This window comes from Paraburkholderia sp. EG287B, assembly GCF_040965595.1.
In the GTDB taxonomy this organism is placed as follows: domain Bacteria; phylum Pseudomonadota; class Gammaproteobacteria; order Burkholderiales; family Burkholderiaceae; genus Paraburkholderia.
This window is the reverse complement of sequence record NZ_JBFRCG010000002.1, coordinates 1-22988: the sequence shown is the minus strand read 5'-3', so window position 1 is coordinate 22988 and position 22988 is coordinate 1. Positions and strand designations below refer to the sequence as shown.

Annotated in this window: 19 protein-coding genes and 1 other RNA gene; 10 read left to right on the top strand and 10 right to left on the bottom strand. The window is 66.4% G+C overall.

Going from position 1 to position 22988, the window contains the following annotated elements; genetic code table 11:
• Nucleotides 1-101: 101 nt before the first annotated feature.
• Nucleotides 102-692, bottom strand: coding sequence for a ComEA family DNA-binding protein (locus tag AB4Y40_RS02795; protein ID WP_368686365.1), 591 nt, complete (start codon nt 690-692; stop codon nt 102-104).
• Nucleotides 693-910: 218 nt separating this feature from the next.
• On the bottom strand, nt 911-2917 hold the full coding sequence (locus tag AB4Y40_RS02790; protein ID WP_368686364.1) for a sigma-54-dependent Fis family transcriptional regulator: 2007 nt from the start codon (nt 2915-2917) through the stop codon (nt 911-913).
• 486 nt (nt 2918-3403) lie between these two features.
• On the opposite strand from AB4Y40_RS02790, the gene AB4Y40_RS02785 reads away from it, so the two are divergent.
• From AB4Y40_RS02785 to lipA, 6 genes are all read left to right on the top strand, one after another.
• The gene (locus AB4Y40_RS02785; RefSeq protein WP_368686363.1) at nt 3404-4471 is read left to right on the top strand and encodes an ATP-NAD kinase family protein; all 1068 of its coding nucleotides are present in this window, start codon (nt 3404-3406) and stop codon (nt 4469-4471) included.
• Between the two features lie 49 nt (nt 4472-4520).
• On the top strand, nt 4521-5297 hold the full coding sequence (locus AB4Y40_RS02780) for an SDR family NAD(P)-dependent oxidoreductase (protein WP_368686362.1): 777 nt from the start codon (nt 4521-4523) through the stop codon (nt 5295-5297).
• A gap of 68 nt (nt 5298-5365) precedes the next feature.
• Nucleotides 5366-6343 (top strand): thiamine pyrophosphate-dependent dehydrogenase E1 component subunit alpha, encoded by a 978-nt coding sequence (locus AB4Y40_RS02775; RefSeq protein WP_368686361.1) that lies wholly within the window; start codon nt 5366-5368, stop codon nt 6341-6343.
• Between the two features lie 46 nt (nt 6344-6389).
• Nucleotides 6390-7394, top strand: a complete 1005-nt coding sequence (locus AB4Y40_RS02770) for an alpha-ketoacid dehydrogenase subunit beta (protein ID WP_321928439.1) — start codon at nt 6390-6392, stop codon at nt 7392-7394.
• Between the two features lie 4 nt (nt 7395-7398).
• Nucleotides 7399-8520 (top strand): acetoin dehydrogenase dihydrolipoyllysine-residue acetyltransferase subunit, encoded by a 1122-nt coding sequence (locus AB4Y40_RS02765; protein WP_368686360.1) that lies wholly within the window; start codon nt 7399-7401, stop codon nt 8518-8520.
• Between the two features lie 2 nt (nt 8521-8522).
• A complete protein-coding gene (gene lipA, locus AB4Y40_RS02760; RefSeq protein ID WP_368686359.1) occupies nt 8523-9521 on the top strand; it encodes a lipoyl synthase in 999 nt (332 codons plus the stop codon).
• A gap of 44 nt (nt 9522-9565) precedes the next feature.
• Here the strand turns inward: lipA and AB4Y40_RS02755 are convergent, their stop codons facing one another.
• From AB4Y40_RS02755 to trxA, 8 genes are all read right to left on the bottom strand, one after another.
• A complete protein-coding gene (locus AB4Y40_RS02755) occupies nt 9566-10933 on the bottom strand; it encodes an MATE family efflux transporter (RefSeq protein ID WP_368686358.1) in 1368 nt (455 codons plus the stop codon).
• Nucleotides 10934-10940: 7 nt separating this feature from the next.
• On the bottom strand, nt 10941-12695 hold the full coding sequence (locus AB4Y40_RS02750; RefSeq protein WP_368686357.1) for an ArnT family glycosyltransferase: 1755 nt from the start codon (nt 12693-12695) through the stop codon (nt 10941-10943).
• A 321-nt stretch (nt 12696-13016) separates the two neighbouring features.
• Nucleotides 13017-13280 carry a type B 50S ribosomal protein L31 gene (locus tag AB4Y40_RS02745; RefSeq protein ID WP_368686356.1) on the bottom strand — a complete coding sequence of 88 codons (264 nt, stop codon included), beginning with the start codon at nt 13278-13280 and terminating at the stop codon, nt 13017-13019.
• Nucleotides 13281-13437: 157 nt separating this feature from the next.
• Entirely contained in the window at nt 13438-14274 is an 837-nt protein-coding gene (locus AB4Y40_RS02740; RefSeq protein WP_368686355.1) for a M90 family metallopeptidase, read from the bottom strand.
• Nucleotides 14275-14309: 35 nt separating this feature from the next.
• A complete protein-coding gene (locus tag AB4Y40_RS02735) occupies nt 14310-15866 on the bottom strand; it encodes an MFS transporter (protein ID WP_368686354.1) in 1557 nt (518 codons plus the stop codon).
• On the bottom strand, nt 15863-16414 hold the full coding sequence (locus AB4Y40_RS02730; protein ID WP_368686353.1) for a MerR family transcriptional regulator: 552 nt from the start codon (nt 16412-16414) through the stop codon (nt 15863-15865). The genes AB4Y40_RS02735 and AB4Y40_RS02730 overlap by 4 nt, the downstream gene beginning before the upstream one ends.
• 162 nt (nt 16415-16576) lie before the next feature.
• On the bottom strand, nt 16577-17839 hold the full coding sequence (gene rho / locus AB4Y40_RS02725; protein WP_027818379.1) for a transcription termination factor Rho: 1263 nt from the start codon (nt 17837-17839) through the stop codon (nt 16577-16579).
• Between the two features lie 303 nt (nt 17840-18142).
• Complete coding sequence (gene trxA, locus AB4Y40_RS02720) at nt 18143-18469, bottom strand: thioredoxin TrxA (protein WP_027818380.1); 327 nt, start codon at nt 18467-18469, stop codon at nt 18143-18145.
• A gap of 456 nt (nt 18470-18925) precedes the next feature.
• Here trxA and ffs point away from each other — a divergent pair.
• The 4 genes from ffs to recR all read left to right on the top strand — a co-directional run bounded on the left by ffs (nt 18926) and on the right by recR (nt 22799).
• Nucleotides 18926-19024, top strand: an RNA gene (ffs, locus tag AB4Y40_RS02715) — signal recognition particle sRNA small type.
• 218 nt (nt 19025-19242) lie between these two features.
• Nucleotides 19243-21618 (top strand): DNA polymerase III subunit gamma/tau, encoded by a 2376-nt coding sequence (dnaX, locus tag AB4Y40_RS02710; protein WP_368686352.1) that lies wholly within the window; start codon nt 19243-19245, stop codon nt 21616-21618.
• Nucleotides 21619-21700: 82 nt separating this feature from the next.
• Nucleotides 21701-22027 carry a YbaB/EbfC family nucleoid-associated protein gene (locus tag AB4Y40_RS02705; RefSeq protein WP_028204938.1) on the top strand — a complete coding sequence of 109 codons (327 nt, stop codon included), beginning with the start codon at nt 21701-21703 and terminating at the stop codon, nt 22025-22027.
• A gap of 175 nt (nt 22028-22202) precedes the next feature.
• Nucleotides 22203-22799, top strand: a complete 597-nt coding sequence (gene recR / locus AB4Y40_RS02700; protein WP_133184310.1) for a recombination mediator RecR — start codon at nt 22203-22205, stop codon at nt 22797-22799.
• Nucleotides 22800-22988 lie beyond the last annotated feature (189 nt).

Here is a 22988-nt window from a genome sequence, read left to right as displayed (position 1 = left end):
GGCCGCGATGGGGGGGCGCGGCCGGTAAATCGGACGGCGCACGCGGCGCCGCGTTTTTTAGGTCCGGTGTACGGCTTGCACGCGCCGGACGATGGCGGCAATCAGCCGCCGGAAGCGGCCGCCGCCGATGCGGCCTTGTCCTTCTTCGACTTTTTGGGCTTTTTCGCCTTCGTATCGGATGCGGTGGCCGGCGCAGCCGCAGCGGAGCCCGCTTCGGGCGCGCTGGCAGCGGCGGCTGCCTTGTCCTTCTTGCTCTTGTGCTTCGACTTGCCCGCGGCGGTGTCCGAGGCGGCTTGCGCCGTGGTCGCGGCCGCCGGCGTCTGCGCCGTCATCGGATTGGCCGTGGTCGCAGCGGGCGCGGCGCTCGTGGCAGCGGCGCTCTTGCCGCTCTTCGCGCTGGCCGTCTTGCCCGCCGGCGGCGCGGAGGAGCCGTTGATCGTGAGCCCTGCCGCCTCGAGGTTCTGCACCGACTTAGGGCCAATGCCCTTGACGCGGTTCACGAGGTCGTCGGCGTCCTTGAACGGGCCGTTCTTCGTGCGTTCGTCGATGATTGCCTTGGCATGGACGGGGCCGATGCCCTTGACCGATTCGAGCGCGGTCTCGTCGGCGGTGTTCACTTCCACGGCTGCGGCGAGCACGGCGGACAGCGACAGGCCGATTGCGAGGAACAGCATCAGCAGCTTCTTGAGCATGGCAATCACTCCATTGAGGGCATTTCAGTGAGCCGGGAACGGACGACGCATCCAGCGGAGGGGGCTGCGGTACAAGAATAGGCCAGATGGCGTATCCGTGGATCGCGAGCGCTCGATTTATACCGGCCTGAGTGTGGCAAGTAAATCGCGCCGCACAATATTTAATACTTCTGTGCAATCGGGCGACGCGAAACGCGCAGCGGTCAGCGCAAACCGGCTCAAACGCGATGGGGCCCGACGATGGCGAGCTTCGCCATGCGCCGGTAGAGCGTCGCGCGCGAGATGCCCAGCGCCTGCGCGGCGGCGTTCGGACGCCAGCGGTGCGCCGTGAGCGCCGCGACGATGCGTGCGCGCTCGTCTTCGTCGGAGAGCGGCGACGCTGGCGGAATGCCGGCTGGGCAGCCGGACGCGGCCGCCGCTGCGAGTGGCGGCAGGCTCGCGGCGAGGTCGGCGCTCAGGTGCCGCGCTTCGACCAGCACGGTGTCGCAGACGGCGCATGCGTAGCGCATCGCATTGCGCAGCTGCCGCAGGTTGCCGGGCCAAGCGAACTTCGCGAGCCGCGTCGCGAGCGAGGCGTCGAGCGCGAGCGGCCGGCCGGCGGCCTGCGCTTCTTCCGCGAAGACCGTGTCGATGAGCATCGCGATGTCGCGCCGCTCGCGCAGCGGCGGCAGCGTGAGCACCGCGCCGCTCAGGCGATAGTAGAGATCGTCGCGGAATGCGCCCGCGCTGGCCATCTGCGCGAGGTCCCGGTGCGTTGCGCAGACCACATCGATGTCGACGCGCACCGGCGTTTCGCTCCCGAGCGGCAGGACTTCGCCCTCGGCCAGCACGCGCAACAGGCGCGTCTGCAGCACGAGCGGCATGTCGCCGATCTCGTCGAGGAAGAGCGTGCCGCCGTCGGCCATCGCGATCTTGCCGCGCGCGCCGTGGCGCCGCGCACCCGTGAACGCGCCCGGCGCATAGCCGAACAGCTCGCTCTCGATCAGCGACTCGGGCAGCGCCCCGCAATTCACCGCGATGAACGGACGATTGCGTCGCGCGCCGGCGTCGTGAATGGCGCGCGCGAACACTTCCTTGCCGGCGCCGGTTTCGCCGAGCAGCAGGATCGGCAAGCGCTTGCCCGCCACGCGCTGCGCAATGCGCGCGTTTTCGGCCACGCGCGCGTCGGCGCTGCGCAGGAAGGGGCCGAGCGCGCTGCGGTCGTATTCGTGCGTCTCGGCGGCGTCGCGCCGCAGCGGCATGGCGCCATGCGCCGCGCCGGTGCTGGGTCCGCTGCGTGCACTGTGTCCGCCGTAACCGCTCGCCCCGAGCGGCGCGCGAATGCGCGCATACAGCATCGAGCCGTTCGCGCGCAGGCGCAGCGCCGCGATAGTCTCGATGCGCCCGATGTCGCGCAACTGCACGTGCGACGAATCGAAGATCTCGTCGATATGACGCGGGCCGTCGAGACAGGGCATGCATTCGCGCGCGCGCCGGTTCGCGGCGACCACGTTGCCGTTCTCGTCGAAAGCAATCAGCAGCTCGGGCTGCGCTTCCACGTAGTTGCGATTCTGGTGACCGAAGAGGATCCAGCACGATGCGAGACGATGCAGGAAATAGCCGTCTTCGATCAGCGTGGCGCTCTGGCGGACGAGCTGGTTGACGATGCGCTGGCTCTCGCGATTGTCGGGCGATTGCACGGCCGACGCATCGAGTACGCCGATCAGCTCGCCGCCCGGCGCGAAGATCGGCGCGGCGCTGCACGTGAGCGTAGTGAACGCGGCGCGGAAATGGTCGGTCTTGTGCACCGTGATGGGCGCGAGATCGGTGAGCACGTTCGCGATGCCGCAGGTGCCTTCCTCGCTCTCGGACCAGCACGAGCCGATATAGAGACCCGCGTGCTTGAAGTCGTTGCGGCGCTCGCGGTCGAGGCGGTAGTCGATCGTCACGCCGTGCGCGTCGGTCAGCATCACGCAGTAATCGGCCTCGCGCACCATGTCGTGCAGCCGCGTGAGGCATTGGCCGGAGGCGCGCAGAAAGGACTCCTCGCGATCGCGGATCTCGCGCAGCTCGGCGGCGCTCAGCACGCGCGGGCCGATCACGGAGCCGGGGTCCAGCTGATAGCGCTCGAACGAGCGCTGCCACGACGAGACGAGGCGCGGCGAATCGGACGGCGCGGGCAGCCGGCCTTCTACGGCGCCACGCACGCGCTCGGCGTGCCGGGTAGACGCAAGGGCGTAGGGCATGTGCGGTTCCAGGCGACGGCTCGCGGTGACCGTCGGGTAACGTCGGGTTACGTCGGGTTACGTCGGACCGGAAAGCGTTCGGCGGGAGTCTTTTGTAGCACATCCTTTGCGCGCGATCACACCGCAGCGCAGCATGCGAGACGGCTGAGACGAACGTCTCAGCGTGTCTTGTCGCGCATTCCGACGCGGCGGACAGAGGTGCTTAGTCGCCGCTCATGCACGCCACGCGGGGCTGTGCGCATTTTCCTTCGCGCGCGCGGCTAGCGGTGCGACCGGCGCGTCGCTCACGCGAGACGGCGACTGAGACGCCGCGCGCGACGCGAATCGTGCCGGCGCCGCGGCGTGCAATTACCGCGGAACCCCGCCACGCGGCCTTCTGCTCGAACGTGCCGCCTCCTCGACGTCATTGGCATGACGCTTGCAGAGTTGGCTGGCAAAAGCGGCGCACGGCCATGCACGGTGCGACGCCATCAGGAGACAAGACCCGTGACGACGCCCGTGACCGTAGGCGTGATCGCGAACCCCGCATCGGGCCGCGACATCCGCCGTCTCACTTCGCATGCATCCGTCTTTCCCACGGCCGAGAAGGCGAACATGGTCGTGCGCCTGCTCGCGGGCCTGGGCGCGCTCGGCGTGGCGCGCGTGCTCACGTTGCGCGACAACACCGGCGTGGCCGCGCTGCTCCTGCGCGCGATCGAGACGCACGCGGCGATTGCCGCGCACGAGCCCTGGCCCGAGGTCGTGTTCGTCGACCTGCCGGTTAGCGAAAGCGTTGCCGATACGTACGCCGGCGTCGATCACATGGTGCGTGAGGAGGTCGCGCTGATCGCCGTGCTGGGCGGCGACGGCACCCATCGCGCCGTCGCGGCGCATTGCGGCGCGACGCCGCTGCTCGCGCTCTCCACCGGCACCAACAACGCCTTTCCCGAACTGCGCGAGGCCACCGTGGCGGGCCTCGCGGGCGCGCTCGTCGCGACCGGCGCGGTGCCGGCCGGGTCGGCGCTCTCGCGCAACAAGCGGCTCGTCGCGCGCTGCGTGGAAGGACCGTCGCGCGGGCGGGAGGAAATCGCGCTCGTCGACATTTGCATGGCGCGTCAGCCGTTCATCGGTGCGCGCGCGATTTCGGAAAGTTCGGATATCGAATCACTTTTTCTGACCTTTGCGCCGCCCGACGGCATCGGTCTCTCGTCGATCGGCGGGGCGTGGGCGCCGGTCGGGCGCGATGCGGCGCACGGCCTGCATATGACGTTCGCCCAGGCGGGTGCGCCCGAGGGCAGCGGCGCGGGCGTGCCGTTGCTCGCGCCGATTGCGCCGGGCCGCGTCGAGCGCCTGACGATGCGCACCTGCCAGCGCCTCGAAGTCGGCGTGGCGCTGCCGCTCGAAGCGGACCACGGCACGCTTGCGTTCGACGGCGAACGCGAGATCGAACCGGCGCGCGGCGACCGCTATGAAGTGACGCTCGACTGGAATGGTCCGCTGACCGTCGATGTCGCGCGCACGCTGCGTTACGCGGCGTCGCATCAATTGCTGCGCGAGGCCGCCGCGCGCGCATAGCGATCTGGCTTGCTTCCTCCACACGGAACCGAAAGAAGGAGACATTGAAATGGATACCCCCTTGAAAGGCCAGGTCGCGATCGTGACCGGCGGCGCGCGCGGCATCGGCCGCGGCATAGCGCTCACGCTCGCGCAGGCCGGCGCGGACGTGCTGCTCGCGGATCTGCTCGAAGAACCGCTTGCCGCGACTGCAGATGAAATACGGGCGCTGGGCAGACGCGCCGCGTTTGCCAAAGTCGACGTCACCCAGGCCGTTCAGCTCGAAGGCATGGTCTCGCAGGCGCTCTCGGAATACGGCGGCTTCGATATTCTCGTGAACTGCGCCGGCGTGATTTCCATTAGTCCGGTATCCGAATTGACGGAGCGGGACTGGGACTTCGTCATGGGCGTCAATGCGAAAGGCGTGTTCCTCGGCTGCAAGGCTGCATTGCCGCATTTCCGCACGCAAAAACGCGGACGGATCATCAACGTCGCTTCGATTGCGGGCAAGGAAGGGTTCCCCAATCTCGCGCACTACAGCGCCTCGAAATTCGCCGTGGTCGGCTTCACCAATGCGCTTGCCAAGGAGGTTGCGCGCGAGGGCATCACCGTGAATGCAATTTGCCCCGGGATCGTGCGCACGTATATGTGGGATCGGCTCTCCGACGAATGGAAGACCGAAGGCGAAAGCGTCGAAGAGTCCTGGCAGCGCCATCAACTCACGCTGATCCCGCAGGGCCGCGCGCAAACGCCGGAGGACATGGGGCGCCTCGCCCTGTTCTTCGCGACGATGGACAACGTCACGGGCCAGTCGGTGAACGTCGACGGCGGTTTCACTTTTCATTAGGAGCAGTGGTATTTCCCCGCAGCAAGCTAATCCAGAGCGGTACAGCGTCGTACACCCAGGAGACAACCATGTCAGTTCAGTTGAACAAGGAGCAGTTGCTCACCGCGTATCGCTCGATGCGCACGATCCGCGAGTTCGAGGAACGCTTGCACGTCGAGTTCGCAACCGGCGAAATTCCAGGCTTCGTGCACCTGTACGCGGGCGAGGAGGCCTCCGCAGTCGGCACGATGAGCCATCTGAACGATACCGACTACGTCGCGACCACGCACCGCGGCCACGGCCACTGCATCGCCAAGGGCGTGGACGTGCGCGAGATGATGGCCGAGATCTACGGCCGCGCCACGGGGTCGTGCCGGGGCAAAGGCGGCTCGATGCATATCGCAGATCTGTCGAAGGGCATGCTGGGCGCCAACGGCATCGTCGGCGCCGGCGGTCCGCTCACGTGCGGGGCCGCGCTCGCCGCCAAGCAGAAGAAGACCGGTGGCGTGGGCGTGTGCTTCTTCGGTGACGGCGCGTCGAACCAGGGGGTGATCTTCGAGTCGATGAATCTCGCCTCCGTGTGGCGCTTGCCGGTGATCTTCGTCGCGGAAAACAACGGCTACGCCGAGGCGACCTCGTCCACATGGTCGGTCGCGGCCGACAACATCGCCGACCGCGCGAACGGCTTCGGCATGCCGGGCGTGATCGTCGACGCCTTCGACTTCTTCGCCGTGCACGAGGCGCTGGGCGAGGCCATTGCCCGCGCTCGCAGCGGTGGCGGCCCGACGCTCGTGGAGATGAAACTCTCGCGCTATTTCGGCCATTTCGAAGGCGACGCGCAAACCTACCGCGCCCCTGGCGAAGTGCAGAAGCTGCGCGAAGAGAAGGACTGTCTGAAGCGCTTCGAGGAGCGCGTGGTGCGCGCCGAACTCGCGAGCAGCGACGATCTGCGCAAGGTGGACGCCGAAGTGAAGCAACTGATCGACGATGCCGTGTCGCAGGCCAAGGCCGCGCCGCTGCCGCCGGCCGAGGCGCTGCTCACGGACGTGTACGTGTCGTACCCTTAAGCGCTGCGCGCTCAGGTCATCAGGATTCCAGATCAAGGAGACGGAAATGGCACGGAAAATCACCTATTCGCAGGCCATCAACGAAGCGCTCGCCCAGGAGATGGGCCGCGACGAGAGCGTGATCGTGATGGGCGAGGACAACGCGGGCGGCGCCGGCGCGCCCGGCGAGCAGGACGCGTGGGGCGGCGTGCTCGGCGTGACGAAGGGCCTTTACGGCAAGTTCCCCGGGCGCGTGCTCGATACGCCGCTCTCGGAAGGCGGCTTTATCGGCACGGCAGTGGGCGCGGCGGCGTGCGGCATGCGGCCGGTCGCGGAGTTGATGTTCATCGACTTCATGGGCGTGTGCTTCGACCAGATCTTCAACCAGGCGGCGAAGTTCCGCTACATGTTCGGCGGCAAGGCGGTCACGCCGGTCGTGATTCGCACCATGTATGGCGCGGGCTTGCGCGCGGCGGCGCAGCACTCGCAGATGCTCACCTCGCTCTTTACGCATATTCCCGGGCTGAAGGTCGTGTGCCCGGCCACGCCCTATGACGCCAAGGGCCTTATGATCGAGGCGATTCGCGACAATGACCCTGTGATCTTCTGCGAGCACAAGCTGCTTTACACGATGGAAGGCGACGTTCCGGAGGAATCCTATTCGATTCCGTTCGGCGAGGCCAACATCGTGCGCGATGGCGACGACGTCACGATCGTCACATATGGACGGATGGTGCACTACGCGCTCGACGCGGCGCAAAAGCTCGCGAAAGACGGCATCGAGGCGGATGTGATCGACTTGCGCACGACTTCGCCGCTCGACGAGGAAACGATCCTCGAAAGCGCGCGCCGCACGGGCCGGGTCGTGGTCGTGGACGAAGCCAATCCGCGCTGCTCGATCGCGACCGACATTGCCGCACTCGTTGGCCAGAAGGCGTTCAAGGAGCTGAAGGTACCGGTCGGAATGGTCACCGCGCCGCATACGCCGGTGCCGTTCGCGGCGTCGCTCGAAGACCTCTACATCCCCTCGGCGGAGAAGATCGCCGAAGCCGCGCGCGCAGCAAGGAGCTGAAGTCATGACGATTCACATGATCACGATGCCAAAATGGGGCCTGTCGATGGAGCAGGGCCAGGTGAACGGCTGGCTCAAGTCGCCCGGCGACAAGGTCACCAAGGGCGATGAGTTGCTCGACGTCGAGTCCGACAAGATCGCGTCGGGCGTCGAGTGCGCTTTCGAGGGCGTGTTGCGGAGGCAGATCGCGCAGGAGGGCGACACGCTACCCGTGGGCGCGCTGCTCGGCGTGGTCGCCGATGCCGAAGCGGCCGACGCGGATATCGACGCCGCGGTGGCGGAGTTCCAGCGCGACTTCGTGCCCGCACAGGCCGGCGACGCCGACGCGGGACCGCAGCCGGAAAAGTCGCAGATTGGCGGCCGGACCGTGCGCTACCTGAAGCAGGGCGAAGGCGAGGGCGTGCCGGTCGTGCTGATCCACGGCTTCGGCGGCGATCTCAACAACTGGCTCTTCAACCACACCGATCTCGCGGCTGAGCGCACCGTCTGGGCGCTCGATCTGCCGGGTCACGGCGAGTCGGGCAAGGCGCTCGAGAGCGGCAGCCTCGACGAGCTTGCGCAAAGCGTGATCGCGTTCCTCGACGCACAGAAGATCGACCGCGCGCATCTCGTCGGGCACTCGCTGGGCGGTGCGGTGGCCATGGCGGTGGCCGAGCAGGCGCCCGGGCGCGTGGCATCCCTTGCGCTGATTTCGAGTGCGGGCCTTGGCAGCGAGATCGATGGGGCGTATATCGAGGGCTTCGTCGCGGCGGGCAATCGCAATGCGCTCAAGCCGCACGTGACGAAGCTGTTCGCCGATCCCGCGCTGGTCACGCGTCAGCTCGTCGAGGACCTCGTGAAGTACAAGCGGCTCGAAGGCGTGCAGGCCGCGCTCGGCAAGATTGCCGGGCAGGCGTTCGAAGCCGGCGCGCAGCGGCGTGTGTTCCGCGAGCGTGTGGTGACGCTTGCGCCGCGCGCGCTCGTGATCTGGGGCGAGGCCGACCAGATCATTCCGGCGAGCCACGCGCAGGGGCTGCCGTCGCCGGTGCGCGTGGAGGTGATCGCGGGCAAGGGGCATATGGTGCAGATGGAGGCGGCGCAGGAGGTCAATCGCCTGCTCAAAGCCTTTTTCGACGAAGGAGCCTGAGCATGGAGGCCGCCACGTCTGGAACTTCCCGTTCGTCGAGTACGGCGCTGGGTCAGGAGGGCCTGCGCAGCCGCGAGAAGCTCGCGCGCATTCCGGTGAAGATCGTGCCGCCTGCCGGCGCCGACGCGGTCTTGCCGAAGCCGCCCTGGCTGCGCGCCCGTCCGCTCATGAGCGAGACCGTAGCAGGCGTGGCGGCCGTACTGCGCGAGCATCGGCTTCATTCGGTGTGCGAAGAAGCGATGTGCCCGAACATCGGCGAATGCTTCGCGCAGCGCACCGCGACCTTCATGATCATGGGCGGGCTGTGCACGCGGCGCTGTCCGTTCTGCGACGTCGCTCACGGGCGGCCCGCGCCGCTCGACGAGGACGAACCCGCCCACCTTGCGGCAGCGGTCGCGGCGCTGGGCTTGCGTCACGTCGTCATCACCTCGGTCGATCGCGACGACTTGCGCGACGGCGGCGCGACGCACTTCGCGCGTTGCATTGCGCAGGTGCGCGAGCGCGTGCCGGGGATCGGCGTCGAGGTGCTGACGCCCGATTTCCGCGGCCGTATCGGGCGTGCGCTCGAGGCGCTTTCGTACGCATGGCCCGACGTGTTCAATCACAACATCGAGACCGTGCCCGCGCTGTATCGCGCGGCGCGGCCAGGCGCGGACTATTACGGCTCGCTCGACCTGCTTGCGCGCGCGAAAGCGGCCAACAGCGCGCTCGTCACGAAGTCGGGACTGATGGTGGGTCTGGGCGAAACCGATGAGGAGTTGCTCGCGACGATGCGCGACTTGCGCGCGCATCGCGTGGAAGTGCTGACGATCGGGCAATATCTCGCGCCGTCGCGGTTTCATCTGCCGGTCAAGCGCTACGTCCATCCCGACGCATTCGCCGCGTTGCGCACGGCGGGGCTGGCAATGGGATTCAGCGAGGTGGTGGCCGGGCCGCTGGTCCGCTCGTCGTATCACGCAGCCCAGACGGTGGAGGCGGCGCGGCAGGCCGAGGCGGGGTGATCTACGTTTGCAACTAACCGCCTAGCGTCTCTGATGCCAACGGGCTAGGCGCGTTCTCGCACAAAGCGCGCACTCACCCGCGAGAGATAAAACAGGAGTCCAGCACCGGCGATCAGGAGGCTCGCCATGTTGGCGAGCCAGAACCCGCGCGCGCCCGTCGCCCAGGCGGGCATCGTGCCGGTCACGTCGAAGCCCAGCGCGTAGCCGCCGCCGAGGCCCACGCCCCAGAGCGCAAGCGCATAGATGATGGTCGGCACGACCGCGACCTTGTAGGCGCGCAACGCGAAGGCCGTGGTGATCTGCAGGGCGTCGAACAGGTGATAGCAGGTGACGATGGCGACGAGCGGCATGGCCGCGACTGCCACGGCGGGGTCCGGCGTATAGCCGCCGATGATGAACGGGCGCAGCACGAACACGATCGCGCCGTAGCAGCAGGCAATCGCCACGGCCGTCGCTACGCCGTGCCGCGCGAGCGTGCGCGCTTCGGCGGGGCGATTGCCGCCCAGCGCCTGGGCGACGAGCGTCGAGGTCGCCACGCCGATCGAAAGCGGCGTCATGTAGAGTACGGCGCCGATGTTGCCGGCGATCTGATGGCCGGCGAGCGTGGTCGTGCCCATGCGCGCGATGAAAATCGCCATGAACGTGTACGACGTCACTTCGATGAGATACGAAAGGCCCATCGGAATGCCGAGCTTGAGCAGTTCGGCCTGGCGCTTCCACTCGGGCCAGCAAAAATGCTTGAAGATCTCGAACGGCGCGAACACGTCCACACGCGTGAGCGCGACGGCCGCGCACAAGGCGAGCGCCCAGTTGATCGAGGTGCTCGCGAGCGCGCAGCCCGGGCCGCCGAGCGCTGGCACGCCAAGGCCGCCGAAGATGAACCACGTGTTGAGCGGCACCTTGAGCATGAGCGCGCCGACCTGCAGAAACATCACGAGGCGCGGCCGCCCCACCGCATTGGCGAGCGAGCTGTAGATGCGAAAGGCCAGCGCCGCGGGCAGCCCGAACGAGAGCAGCCGCAGATAGCCGATAGTGCGCTCGCGCAGCGCCTCGGGCGCGTGCGCGAGGTCGAGCAGCAGGCCGGGAAAGTAGAGGATCGTAAATCCGATCACCATCAGTACGAGCGCGAGCCAGAACGCCTGGCGCACCTCGAGGCCGATTTCCGTGTCCTTGCGCGCGCCATAGAGCTGCGCCGCAACGGGCTGCAGCGCGCTGAGAATGCCCGTGAGGGCGATATACACCGAGATGTAGATCGACGAACCCAGGCCGAGCGCGGCGAGATCGAGCGCCGAGTAGCGGCCGACCATCGCGGTGTCGATTACGCCGAACGCGATGATCGCGAGCTGGCCGATCAGAACCGGCCACGCGAGCGCGGCGATGCGCCGGATGTCGCCCGCGAACGTCGTGGTCACCGCGGCCTCAGTCCGGACGCTTGCGCCAGACACGCTTCTTGAGCGGCGGCGTCGGACGGTCGATGCGCACGTACAGGCGGAAGCGTTCGTCGCGGTCGGCGACGCGGCGGCCTTCCCAGACGAGCTTCCACACATAGTCCGGCATCGAGCTCGGCTCGCCGTATTCCTGCGTGTCCTGGCGCAGGATCACGTCGCAATCCTCGTTGAACGCGAAGTGCATCCTGCCGAAGTACGCGAAGGTGGCGATCTGCGCGTCGCCGAGGCGCACAGGCGAGATGCACTGATAGTCGGCGGGCAGGTGCGCGGCGATCTGCTCGGCCACGTCCTTGTAGGTCCGGCTGTAGTTGACGACCGGCAGCCACAGCGTCATGAGCAGCACCCACATGAGCGTGGTGCCGCCGCTCGAGAGCACGACGCTGCGCCACAGCACCTTCGGATGGCGCGCCACGCGCCAGCGCACGAGCACCATCCAGCACACGGTGACGGCCACCGCGCACACGAACGAGAGAATCTTGAACTGCGGCACGAAGCCCGGCGCGAGGCGCGCGAGGTTGCGCGCGAGCGGCGCCGGGAAACCTGTCATGCCCGCGAGCCACACGAGCCACACGAAGGTGCTGAGAATGGTGAAGCTCAGCACCGCGAACCAGTCGATCGCGTTGATCGCGCCGCGCTTGAGCGTGGGCAGCGCGAAGGTCGCGAGCACCGCCAGCGCGGGCAGCACGAGCATGAAGAGCCGGTTCGATTCGTGGCTTTGCACGACCACGAGGATGAGCAGCGGCACGATCACCGACAGCGGAATCGCGATGTGCGGCTTGCGGCGCAGTCCGGCCCAGCTCACGAAGGCCCAGATTGCGAGGGGCCACGCGGGCCAGGTGAAAAGCGGCAGGTTCTTGGCGGCGTAGCGCAGCACGTAGCCAGGGGGGCCTGCGAAGGCGTTGACGTTGGTGTGGGCCCACTGGTTGAGGAACCAGACGGCGTCGTCGGGATACAGGTGCAGCGCCAGCAGCGGCCATGAGGCCGAGACCGCGAGCGCCACGGGCAGGCCCGCCACGAGCAGCCAGCGCGAGCGCGTTTCGGGGGCGATGGCGAGCATGGCGAGCGTGCCGACGAGGAGCGCGCCTACGAGCACCGGGCCGCTGGAAAGCATCACGATGCCGAGCGCGAGGCCCCACCAGAGGGCGCCCTGGACCGGCTTGTCGATGGCGCGCACGACGCCGTACAGCAGCATGGCGATGCCCACGAACTGCATGAGCTGCGGCGTGGTTTCGTGGCCGCGCTCGGCGAGGCCGAAGCAGGCCAGCAGAACGAGCAGGGCGCCGTCGCCGAGCGTGCGGCCGTAGTCGCGCGGCTCGGGCTCGCCGCCGAACGCGTACTTGAACGGCTGCACTTCGGGGCGGCGGCCCAGCAGATACGCGCTGTACCAGACGAACGCGCACGCGAGACAGAACAGCACGCCCGTAGCGATGCGCGAGGCGTTGCTGGCGTCGACCCACGGCGCGAACAGACGGATGCAGGCGGCACCCAGCCAGTAGCCGAGCGGACCGTTCTCGGTCACGTATTTGCCGACAAGATTGGGCAGCAGCCAGTCGTGCGAGGTGCCGCCCGCCATCGTCCACATCACGCCGAAGCCCGCCGCATCCTCGTTCTTCCACGGGTCGCGGCCAAACAGGCCGAAAGCCGCGAAGACGATACAGATGGTCAGCAGCAGCCAGCGCGGCAGGGCGCTGGTGGCGGAGGCGGTCAGTCGAATGGCTGGCTTCATGCAGTACGAAGGGAGACGGATAAACCGGGCGTGTTCGAGCGGGTGGCTCACACGCGGAGGTCAAGCGGGCATGCGCGGCAGACGGTACACCCAGCCGTGTGCCGCGGAGCAATCCGGCATTCTAGCCGGGCCGGCGACCGCGCGTCACGGCGTTAGCCGCGGGTTAATCCACGGAAACATCTGAAAAGGCGCGGTAAGTCGCACCTGTCTGGCTTCGCGGACGGCGCAACGGTGGCGCAGGCAACAAAAAAGGGCAGCGTATGCTGCCCTTTTTGTGCACGTTCAATGCGGGACCGGCCAGCAGCCGGTGCGGCGAGGCGATTACTTGCCGGCCTTGCCCGAGGCGCGTGCGCCGAACTTCTTGTTGAACTTCTCGACACGGCCTGCCGTGTCCATGATCTTTTGCGTGCCCGTGTAGAACGGATGCGATTCCGACGACACTTCGATCTTGGCGAGCGGGTAGGTCTTGCCCTCGAATTCGGCGGTTTCGCGCGTCTGGATGGTCGAGCGGGTCACGAACTTGAAGTCGTTCGAAACGTCGATGAACAGGACTTCGCGGTAATTCGGGTGAATGCCTTCTTTCATGGTTATTCCTTAAATCTGGCGGTAGCCAACCCGCGTGCCTGCAACACCCTGTTGCCGACTTTGCTCGCGCGAGCCACTTACCCAAGGGTCGAAAAACCGCGATTATGCCAGATAATCAGCCGGTTGGCGAATTTTTGAGGCCCCCGCGCGACAGGTTTTAGCCCGGCTGGCCGGCCAGTGCGCCCACGCGCGCCGGGTCCTGGCGGTAATAGCGCGCGAGCAGCCGGTAAAGCTCGGGATATTCCGCCTCGAACGCCTTCGGCTTGACGAAAAGGGCCTCGCTACACACCGCGAAGAACTCCGAGGGGTGGTCGGCGGCATAGGGATCGATCAACGAATCGCGTTCGAAGCGCGCCCAGCGGCGCTCCGGCACGGCGTCCACCTTGTCGCAGAACTGGTCGTAGGCGTTGTCGAACACGTCGGCCCACGTCTGCGCGTCGAGCGGGGCATGCCAGCGCCGAAAGAGGGGCGGATGGCCGTCGGCCTCGCCGCCCAGCATATCGATCTTGTGTGCGAACTCGTGAATCACGACGTTGTACGCGTCGCTGCCATCGGTCATCTGCGCGTCTTCCCACGAGAGGATCACGGGGCCACCTTCCCACGCTTCGCCGCTCGCGTCGTGCTCCACCTCGTGGACCACGCCGTCCTCGTCCTCCACGGTCTTGCGGATCACGAATTCGCCCGGATACACGACCACGCCCACCCAGCCCTTGTAGAGGTCGAGTGAAAGATTGAGCACCGGCAGCGACGCCTGCGCGGCGATCGCCACGGTCATCGGGTCGGTCAGTTCGAGATCGTGCGCCGTGGAGAACTCCTTTTGCGCGATAAAAAGGCTCGTCAGCTCGCGCAGGCGCACGAGGTCGGCGGCGTCGAGATGCTTGAGAAAGGGCAGGCCAGCGAGCGTGGCCTGCCAAAGCGCGTCGTCGATCGCGTAGGTGCGCAGCGCCTTTTCGCGGCGGCGCGCGTCGAACCAGTGAGAGAGTTTCGAAAGCATCGCTGGGTGTGGATTCCCGTGCGTCTGGATGTCGTTCAGTCGATCTGTTTTTGCCACGCGGCGAAGATCCCGCCGCATACCGCCACGCCGATCAGGAAGTAAAACCCGTCGAGCGAACTCAGAAAGCTCGCCTGCTGCGCGACCATGCGGCTCACTTCCGCGAGCGCAAGTCCGTGCGCTTCGCTCGCGGACCGTCCCATCATCTCGAACGAATGCGTGAGCGCCGCGTAGGTGCTCTGGAACGCCGGGTTGAACGGATTCACGAACTCGGCGAGCCGCGTCTGGTGCTGCGCGAGCCGGTGCTGCTCGACGATGATAACCGTGGCCGTGGCGAACGATATCGTCAACTGCCGGACGATGTTTTTCAAGCGGTAACCGTGCGTGAATTCTTCGATCGCGAAGATGCGGAACGTGAGATTGGCGACGGGCAGCACGATGAAGAGCAGCAGCAGGCCACGCAGCAGCAGCGGTGGGATGAGCCAGGCTTCGCTCGCCTGCGGCGTGAGCCGCGTCATCCAGAACGAGATGAACGCCGACAGCACGAAGCCGGGCACGATGATCCACTTCTTGTGCGTAATGAGCTTCGCGTAGCGGAAATAGAAAAAGAGCGCGCCGGCCGAGATCAGCGACGTGATGCCGGTGAGGCGGCCGGCGTTTTCGACGGGGTAGTTGAAGCCGCCTTCGAGCAGCCGCGAAACGAGGTAGCTGAGCGCCGTGCTCAGGTAGTAGTAGACCATGTAGAGCAGCAGGCCCACCTGAAACGGCTTCTCGCGCAGCGCGTGCAGGCGCATGAGCGGCTTGGGATGATGCCACTGGTGCCAGCCGAACCAGGCGAGCGCCGTGATCCCGACGAGCGTGAGCAGAATGATTTCCGGCGACGCGCTGAACAGTTCGAAGCGCACCTGTTGCATGGCGATCTGCAGCGCGCCCTGCGCAAACGCGAAGATGAGGTACGGCCAGAAGTGCGCCTCGCCGCGCTCCTCGGGCAGCAAGTGGCCCGTATCGGGCAGCCCGAGCAGGGCCAGCACGGCATAGAGGACGCCGGCGGGCGCGGAAAACGCGAACAGGGCGCGCCAGTCGAAATGCGCGACGAGCTGGCCGCCCACGAGCGGCGCGAGCGCGCTGGAGAGGACGATGAGAATGAGGAATGCGCGTGTCGCGACCGGACGCTGCTGCGGCGTGAAGCTGATCTGGATGAGGATGCGGCAGGTGCCCATCATCGGGCCGATGAAGTAGCCCTGAAAGCCGCGCGCAAAGGCAAGCTCGATCGACGATTCGCACAGCGCCGCCGCGATCGCGCCGACGGCATAGAGCAGCAGGCAGCTACCCACGTAGCGGCGGTAGCCCATGCGCTCCACCCACCATTGCTGCTGCAGGATGCCCAGAACGGCGCACACGGCGTAGGCGCTCGACGACCAGACGAGCTCGTCGGGCGAAGCGTTGATGCCGCCCGCGATATGGCTCGTGAAGAACGAGAAGATCGCGTTGTCGTAGTAGTCGAGACCGGTCGCGAGGGCGAGCACCCACGGGAAAAAATCGCCGCGCAGGCGCGCTGCGCTGAAGAGCGGCTCGCGGGGCTGGGCCGTGCTCATGCCGGTTCGTCGTCCTCGCGTGCCTTGCCCGAGGGCTCCACCGGCTTGCTGCCCGAAGTCCCCGCGGCCGCCTTGCGGCGCCGCGTGGCGGCGAGGCGCTGCTCGATCAGCTGATCGGACGGCTCCCCCGCGAGGCGCCGCTGCAGGTAGTCGAGGTCGTCGGCAAGCTCCGCGCGCACCGTCTGCGCTTCCTTCAACTCGCGGCGCACGGCCGCGATGCGCGTGTCCAGCGTCTCGATGTGCTGCGCGAGCGCGTCGGCGATCTGCTGGAGCGACTCCTGCGAATAGCGCCGGCGGCCCTCGCCGACCTGTTCGAGCGGCCGCTTGAGCATTTCGGTGATGCCGTGCAGCGAAAAGCCGAGCGCGCGCAGCCGCAGGATGCGCGAGAACTGCTCGAGGTCGTGCTCGTCGTAGAGCCGGTAGCGGCCTTCGCTGCGCGAGGGGCTAACGAGCCCGCGTTCCTCGTAATACTTGAGCGTGCGCGGCGTGACGTTCAGGCGCTCGGCGGCGTCGCGCACCGTGAGCAGCGCCGGGGAATCCTTGGGCATGGGGCACTCTTTTTTCGCCGTGGGGCGACCAGAACATGCCGCGCATTATAGTTCAACGTGAACGTTCAGGTACAGGTTGCGGCGTGCAGCGATCCGATGCCGGAAAAGAAAAACGCCCGCGAAGTCGCGGGCGTTTTGCGGTGATTCGAGCGGGCGAGGGCCTTAGCCGCCGCGACGCATCATGTCGAAGAACTCGGAGTTGTTCTTCGTCTGGCGAATCTTGTCGAGCAGGAATTCCATGGCCTCGACTTCGTCCATGTCGTGGATGAACTTGCGCAGCACCCAGATCTTCTGGAGGATGTCCGGCTTGATCAGCAGCTCTTCGCGGCGCGTGCCCGACTTGTTCAGGTTGATCGACGGGTAGACGCGCTTTTCCGCGAGACGGCGCTCGAGGTGCACTTCCATGTTGCCGGTGCCCTTGAACTCTTCGTAGATCACGTCGTCCATGCGGCTGCCGGTTTCGATCAGCGCCGTGCCGATGATGGTGAGCGAGCCGCCTTCTTCGATGTTACGTGCCGCGCCGAAGAAGCGCTTCGGACGCTGCAGCGCGTTGGCGTCCACACCGCCCGTGAGCACCTTGCCCGATGCGGGCACAACGGTGTTGTAGGCGCGCGCGAGACGCGTGATCGAGTCGAGCAGAATCACGACGTCGTGCTTCATTTCGACGAGGCGCTTGGCCTTCTCGATCACCATTTCGGCGACCTGCACGTGACGCGCAGCCGGTTCGTCGAAAGTCGAAGCGATCACTTCGCCCGCCACCGAGCGCTGCATTTCGGTCACTTCTTCCGGGCGCTCGTCGATCAGCAGCACGAACAGGACCACGTCGGGGTGGTTCTGCTTGATGGCGTGCGCGATGTGCTGGAGCATCACGGTCTTGCCGGACTTGGGCGAAGCGACCAGCAGGCCCCGCTGACCCTTGCCGATGGGCGCGATCATGTCGATGATGCGGCCCGTCACGTTCTCCTCACCGCGCATTTCGCGCTCGAGCAGCAGCACCTTGTTCGGGTGCAGCGGCGTGAGGTTCTCGAACATGATCTTGTGCTTCGAGGCCTCCGGCGGCTGGCCGTTGACCTTGTCCACCTTGACGAGCGCGAAATAGCGCTCGCCGTCCTTCGGCGTGCGCACTTCACCTTCGATCGTGTCGCCGGTGTGCAGGTTGAAGCGGCGGATCTGCGACGGGCTGATATAGATATCGTCCGTGCTGGCGAGATACGAGGTTTCCGGCGAGCGCAGGAAGCCGAAGCCGTCGGGGAGCACTTCGAGCGTGCCGTCACCGAAGATCGTTTCGCCCGTCTTGGCGCGCTTTTTGAGAATCGCGAACATGAGTTCCTGCTTGCGCAGGCGGTTCGCATTTTCGATCTCGAGGCCATTGGCCATCTCGATCAATTCGGACACGTGCAGAGACTTGAGCTCGGAAAGATGCATACGGAGAACCCGTCGGGGAGGAGTGCGACGAAAAGAATGGGGGAAAAGAAGCGAGCGGAACCGCTCAAGGACTTTTGGTTGAAACTTTGCTTCAAGCTTGCTTGAAACTTTTATAAGGGCGCCGGTAGACGCTTTATGAATTCTAGCATAGCACACGCCAGAAACCGTCAGGGAAGACCGACAGCAAGTTTCGGCGTGTTTTTTAGGGTGCGTGTTGTCGCGTGACAACACGCACCTTTGCATGGCGCATCCCTTGCTGGCCGGGCGATGCGCCCGGGCGGGGAGGGACGGCCAGCAAGGAACTTACAGGTGGCTGTCCAGGAACGCGGTGAGCTGCGACTTCGACAGCGCGCCGACCTTCTGCGCGGCCACGGCGCCATTCTTGAAGAGAATCAGCGTGGGAATGCCGCGCACGCCGAACTTCACCGGCGTCGACTGGTGCTCGTCGACGTTGATCTTCGCGACCTGAAGGCGGTCGCCATAATCCTTCGCGACTTCATCGAGAATCGGCGCGATCATCTTGCACGGGCCACACCACTCGGCCCAGAAGTCCAGCAGCACGGGCTTGTCGGATTTCACGACGTCCTGTTCGAACGATGCGTCGCTGATATGCTTGATTTGTTCGCTCATTGTATGAATACCTCTTTCGATTCGAGGCTGAGTAAATTGCTCGCCACGATACACCAAAACTGAAAATTCATCCGGGGCCGCCAGGGCGGCGAGACCGAACCCGAGTCATACGTCCGAATCACACGCCATTCGCACGCAAACCGCGTGGCCCAGCCGATTGCCGACGCCAGTGTAGCCTAAATCCCTATGCGTTGCCGACGGTGATAGTACTCATGCCGCAAGCAGGGTTTCCGTCCTCCAGGCCACATTCGGCGGGACATTCGGGTCGTGGCGCGAGCATTTTCGCGGGGCCGTTTCGTGCGATTCCTTGTGTTCCTGCACGCTATCTGGAGGCGGTGCGAGCCGTTGCAAGAGGGTATCTTTCCCGGGGCGCACAACGATGCCTGGAGCGGCCCGGCGCGTTTTTTCGCACCGCAGCAGTCGCATTGCCGCGCGACCGATGTTAGAATGCGCCGTGACGGGCCTCCTCGCATGGAGGGGCGGTCAACCTGGTCAGGTCGGGAACGAAGCAGCCACAGCCGTTTTCCGCCAGTGCCGAGGGTCAGGCTCGTCACCTTCCTCTTTTTCCTCCGCTTTCCCCCAGACACGAGATTCACGCCGCGCAATTCACTGCGCGCCGCGGTGCTTCGTTCGTCGTGTTTGTCACACCTGCATCGCCGCTCTTTTCGTCGTCCGCAATCGCTGGCTCGCGCCATTGCGCGGCGGGCGCGAGCCGGGCATTGGCCGCCTTTCGATTCATCTGGACGCGCTGGCGTTGCTGATACAATTTCCGGATGACCTATCAAGTTCTCGCACGCAAGTGGCGACCGAAGGATTTCGCTTCGCTCGTCGGACAGGAGCACGTGGTGCGCGCGCTCACGCATGCACTCGACGGCGGCCGCCTGCATCACGCGTACCTCTTCACGGGCACGCGCGGCGTGGGCAAGACGACGCTGTCGCGTATCTTCGCCAAGGCGCTCAACTGTGAGACCGGCGTGACGTCGAAGCCCTGCGGCGTGTGCCGCGCGTGCCGGGAAATCGACGAAGGGCGCTTCGTCGATTATGTCGAGATGGATGCGGCGAGCAATCGCGGCGTGGACGAAATGGCCGCGCTGCTGGAGCGTGCGGTCTACGCGCCGGTCGATGCGCGCTTCAAGGTCTACATGATCGACGAAGTGCACATGCTCACGAACCACGCTTTCAACGCGATGCTGAAGACGCTGGAAGAGCCGCCGCCGCATGTGAAGTTCATCCTCGCGACGACGGACCCGCAGAAGATTCCGGTCACGGTGCTCTCGCGCTGCCTGCAGTTCAATTTGAAGCAGATGCCGGCGGGCAATATCGTGGAGCATCTCACGCATATTCTCGGTGAAGAGAAGGTCGAGTTCGAGGCGCAGGCGCTGCGCCTGCTCGCGCGCGCCGCCGACGGCTCGATGCGCGACGCGCTTTCGCTCACCGACCAAGCCATCGCCTATTCGGCCAACCAGGTCACCGAAGAAGCGGTGCGCGGCATGCTCGGCGCACTCGATCAAAGCTATCTGATCCGCCTGATCGACGCGCTCGTGGCCGGCGACGGCGCGAACGTGCTCGCCATCGCCGACGAAATGGCGCTGCGCAGTCTGTCGTTCTCCACGGCGCTGCAGGATCTCGCGAGTCTGTTCCATCGCATCGGCTGGGCGCAGTTCGCGCCTTCATCGGTGCTCGACGAGTGGCCCGAAGCCGACGACATCCGCCGGTTCGCGGAAGCGTTGAGCCCGGAGCAGGTCCAGCTTTTCTATCAGATCGCGACCCTCGGCCGCAGCGAACTCGGCCTGGCGCCCGACGAATACGCTGGCTTTACGATGACGCTGCTGCGCATGCTAGCGTTCGAGCCTTCGGTGAGCGCGGGCAGCGTGGGCAGCGCGCCGGCGTCGAAGCCCGCTGCGGCGGGCACGGGCGCGCGCGTGGCGGCTCCGGTAGCGGCGTCGGCGCGCAGTGCGGCGCCTGTCGTTGCGCAGCCGCTCGTGCCGAAGCCGGCAGCGCCGGTGGCGCAGTCGATTGAAGCCGCGCCCGCGAAGGCGCCCGTTGCCGAGCCGCAAGCGAGCGCGCCTGCGACGGTCGCGAGGCCGGCAGCCGAAGCCCGCGTCGTGCCGCCCTGGGAAGATGAAGGAGAGCCTGCGACGAAGGAGGGCACAGCGCCGCAAGCTGCGCCCGTGGCCCCGGTCGAACCGGCTGCGGCCGCTCCCGCTGCGCCAGAAGAGATGCAACCTGTGGAGAGCGCGGCCGCCGCGCCCGCGCCGCAACTCGAATCTCCTGAGGAACCGGCCGCCGCCGCGTCCGCGCGTGGTGGTGCAAGCGCTGCGCTCGACGTGCTGCGCAGCAAGGGCATGCGCGTTGCTACGGGCCGTCCCGCTGCCGTTGCCGGCGCGGCTGCCCCGGCGCCCGCGCCGAAGGCCGCACCGCGCATGGAAGTGAAGGTGCCAACGCCCGATCCGGCTCGCCGCGCCGCCGCCGCGCAGGAAGCACAAGCGCGCCAACCAGCGCGCAACGCCAACGCGCAGCAAGACGCTTCGGGCGCGCCGCCGTGGGACGATATCCCGCCTGACGACTACGTGCCGCTCGGCGCCGACGACGCGTACTTTGCGCCGCCCGACGACGGTTTCGTGCCCGCCTACGACAGCGAGCCGTCCGCGCCGCGTGCCGCCGCTGCGGTGCCGACGCCGTCGCCGGCCGTGGTCGACGTGAGCAAGCTGCCGCCGGGCATTCCGCTCGATCCGATCGGTTTCGCCGGCGACTGGCCCGCGCTCGCCGCCACGCTTTCGCTCAAGGGCATCTCGTACCAGCTCGCGTTCAACAGCGAGCTGACGGCGCTCGAAGGCACGCTGCTCAAGTTGAGCGTGCCGGTGCCGCAGTACGCCGAAGCCTCGCAGGTGGCGAAGCTCAAGACGGCGCTCGCCGAGCGTCTTGGCAAAACCGTTGAAGTGAGCGTGGAAGTCGGCCCCGCGCGCCGCACGGCGGCCGCGCTCGACGCCGCCGAGCGCGCCCAGCGTCAACGCGAAGCCGAGCGCGAGATCGGCGCCGATCCCTTCGTGCAGCAACTGATTCGCGACTTCGGCGCGAGCATCGTGCCGGGCTCGATCCGGCCGGTCGCGCCGGATGTCGCATCGGGCGGTACACAGGCCGCCCACTGATTTGCGCCGCGCGGCGCGGCAAGCGTCGCGTGCTGGTGAGCGCATCGATTCGAACGACTACGATCCAGAAGGAGCAGTGACTATGTTGAAAGGCCAACTCGCAGGGCTCATGAAGCAAGCCCAGCAGATGCAGGAAAACATGAAGAAGATGCAGGAGCAGCTTGCCCAGATCGAAGTCGAGGGTCAGGCTGGCGCCGGTCTGGTCAAGGTCACGATGACCTGCCGCAACGACGTGCGCCGCGTGTCGATCGACCCGAGCCTGCTCGCGGACGACAAGGACATGCTCGAAGACCTCGTGGCCGCGGCGTTCAACGACGCGGTGCGCAAGGCCGAAGCCACGTCGCAGGAAAAGATGGGCGGCATGACCGCCGGCCTGCCGCTGCCGCCGGGCTTCAAGATGCCGTTCTAAGGAACGTGGCGCGCGCCGCGTCTGCGTGAGGCAGGCGGGCGCCCGCGCGTCCCGCGTGCCGTGCCGCGACTGGCACGGCTGCGCGGGCGTCATGGCGTCGAAGCAGCAAGCAGCAGGAAGCACCCCGAAGCCGGTTCCGCTTCAAACCCCGTCGCGCATTTCGCGCTGAATCCGCATGAAACAACCTTCCGCTCTCGCCGCTCTCGTCGAGGCGCTGCGCGTGTTGCCCGGCGTCGGGCCGAAGTCGGCGCAACGCATGGCCTATCACCTGATGCAGCACGACCGCGACGGCGCCGAAAAGCTCGGCAACGCGCTCCTGTTCGCGACCGAGAATCTGAAGCATTGCGAGAAGTGCAATACCTTCACCGAAGCTCAGGTGTGCGAAACGTGCCTCGACGAGGAGCGTGACCCGACGCTCTTATGCGTCGTCGAAACGCCGGCCGACCAGATCATGCTCGAACAGACCATGACGTACCGCGGTTTGTATTTCGTGCTGATGGGGCATCTGAGTCCGCTCGACGGCATCGGTCCGAAAGAGATCCATTTCGACCGGCTCGTGAAACGTGCGTCGGACGGCGTAGTCAAGGAAGTCGTGCTCGCCACCAATTTCACTAACGAGGGCGAGGCGACGGCCCATTATCTGGGCCAGACGCTCAAGGCGCGCGGACTCGCCGTCACGCGCCTCGCACGCGGCGTGCCGGTGGGCGGCGAGCTCGAATATGTCGATGCGGGCACCATCGCGCGCGCCATGCTCGACCGGCGCTCGATGTAGCGTCCCGCCAGGCTTCGATCGCGGCGTATGCAACAGGGCGCCGCACGCCGAACAGAACGAAAGGAGATGGTATGGACGCCTCCCTCCCGCGTCGGAACGGAGAGGCAGTAGGAACGGCGGAGCCCTCGCTGTACCCGACGGCATCAGAGTGCCAAAGTGGTGGTGTCAAAACGACCACTGAGGGTAAGG

Bases quoted from the DNA above. Each gene is read 5' to 3' on its own strand.
- AB4Y40_RS02705 (WP_028204938.1), top strand. From the start codon at position 21,701: ATGTTGAAAGGCCAACTCGCAGGGCTCATGAAGCAAGCCCAGCAGATG.
- AB4Y40_RS02745 (WP_368686356.1), bottom strand. From the start codon at position 13,280: ATGAAAGAAGGCATTCACCCGAATTACCGCGAAGTCCTGTTCATCGAC.
- recR (WP_133184310.1), top strand. From the start codon at position 22,203: ATGAAACAACCTTCCGCTCTCGCCGCTCTCGTCGAGGCGCTGCGCGTG.
- AB4Y40_RS02730 (WP_368686353.1), bottom strand. From the start codon at position 16,414: ATGCCCAAGGATTCCCCGGCGCTGCTCACGGTGCGCGACGCCGCCGAG.
- rho (WP_027818379.1), bottom strand. From the start codon at position 17,839: ATGCATCTTTCCGAGCTCAAGTCTCTGCACGTGTCCGAATTGATCGAG.
- dnaX (WP_368686352.1), top strand. From the start codon at position 19,243: ATGACCTATCAAGTTCTCGCACGCAAGTGGCGACCGAAGGATTTCGCT.
- AB4Y40_RS02780 (WP_368686362.1), top strand. From the start codon at position 4,521: ATGGATACCCCCTTGAAAGGCCAGGTCGCGATCGTGACCGGCGGCGCG.
- AB4Y40_RS02775 (WP_368686361.1), top strand. From the start codon at position 5,366: ATGTCAGTTCAGTTGAACAAGGAGCAGTTGCTCACCGCGTATCGCTCG.
- AB4Y40_RS02740 (WP_368686355.1), bottom strand. From the start codon at position 14,274: ATGCTTTCGAAACTCTCTCACTGGTTCGACGCGCGCCGCCGCGAAAAG.
- AB4Y40_RS02750 (WP_368686357.1), bottom strand. From the start codon at position 12,695: ATGAAGCCAGCCATTCGACTGACCGCCTCCGCCACCAGCGCCCTGCCG.
- AB4Y40_RS02795 (WP_368686365.1), bottom strand. From the start codon at position 692: ATGCTCAAGAAGCTGCTGATGCTGTTCCTCGCAATCGGCCTGTCGCTG.
- AB4Y40_RS02770 (WP_321928439.1), top strand. From the start codon at position 6,390: ATGGCACGGAAAATCACCTATTCGCAGGCCATCAACGAAGCGCTCGCC.
- AB4Y40_RS02735 (WP_368686354.1), bottom strand. From the start codon at position 15,866: ATGAGCACGGCCCAGCCCCGCGAGCCGCTCTTCAGCGCAGCGCGCCTG.
- AB4Y40_RS02790 (WP_368686364.1), bottom strand. From the start codon at position 2,917: ATGCCCTACGCCCTTGCGTCTACCCGGCACGCCGAGCGCGTGCGTGGC.
- trxA (WP_027818380.1), bottom strand. From the start codon at position 18,469: ATGAGCGAACAAATCAAGCATATCAGCGACGCATCGTTCGAACAGGAC.
- AB4Y40_RS02765 (WP_368686360.1), top strand. From the start codon at position 7,399: ATGACGATTCACATGATCACGATGCCAAAATGGGGCCTGTCGATGGAG.
- lipA (WP_368686359.1), top strand. From the start codon at position 8,523: ATGGAGGCCGCCACGTCTGGAACTTCCCGTTCGTCGAGTACGGCGCTG.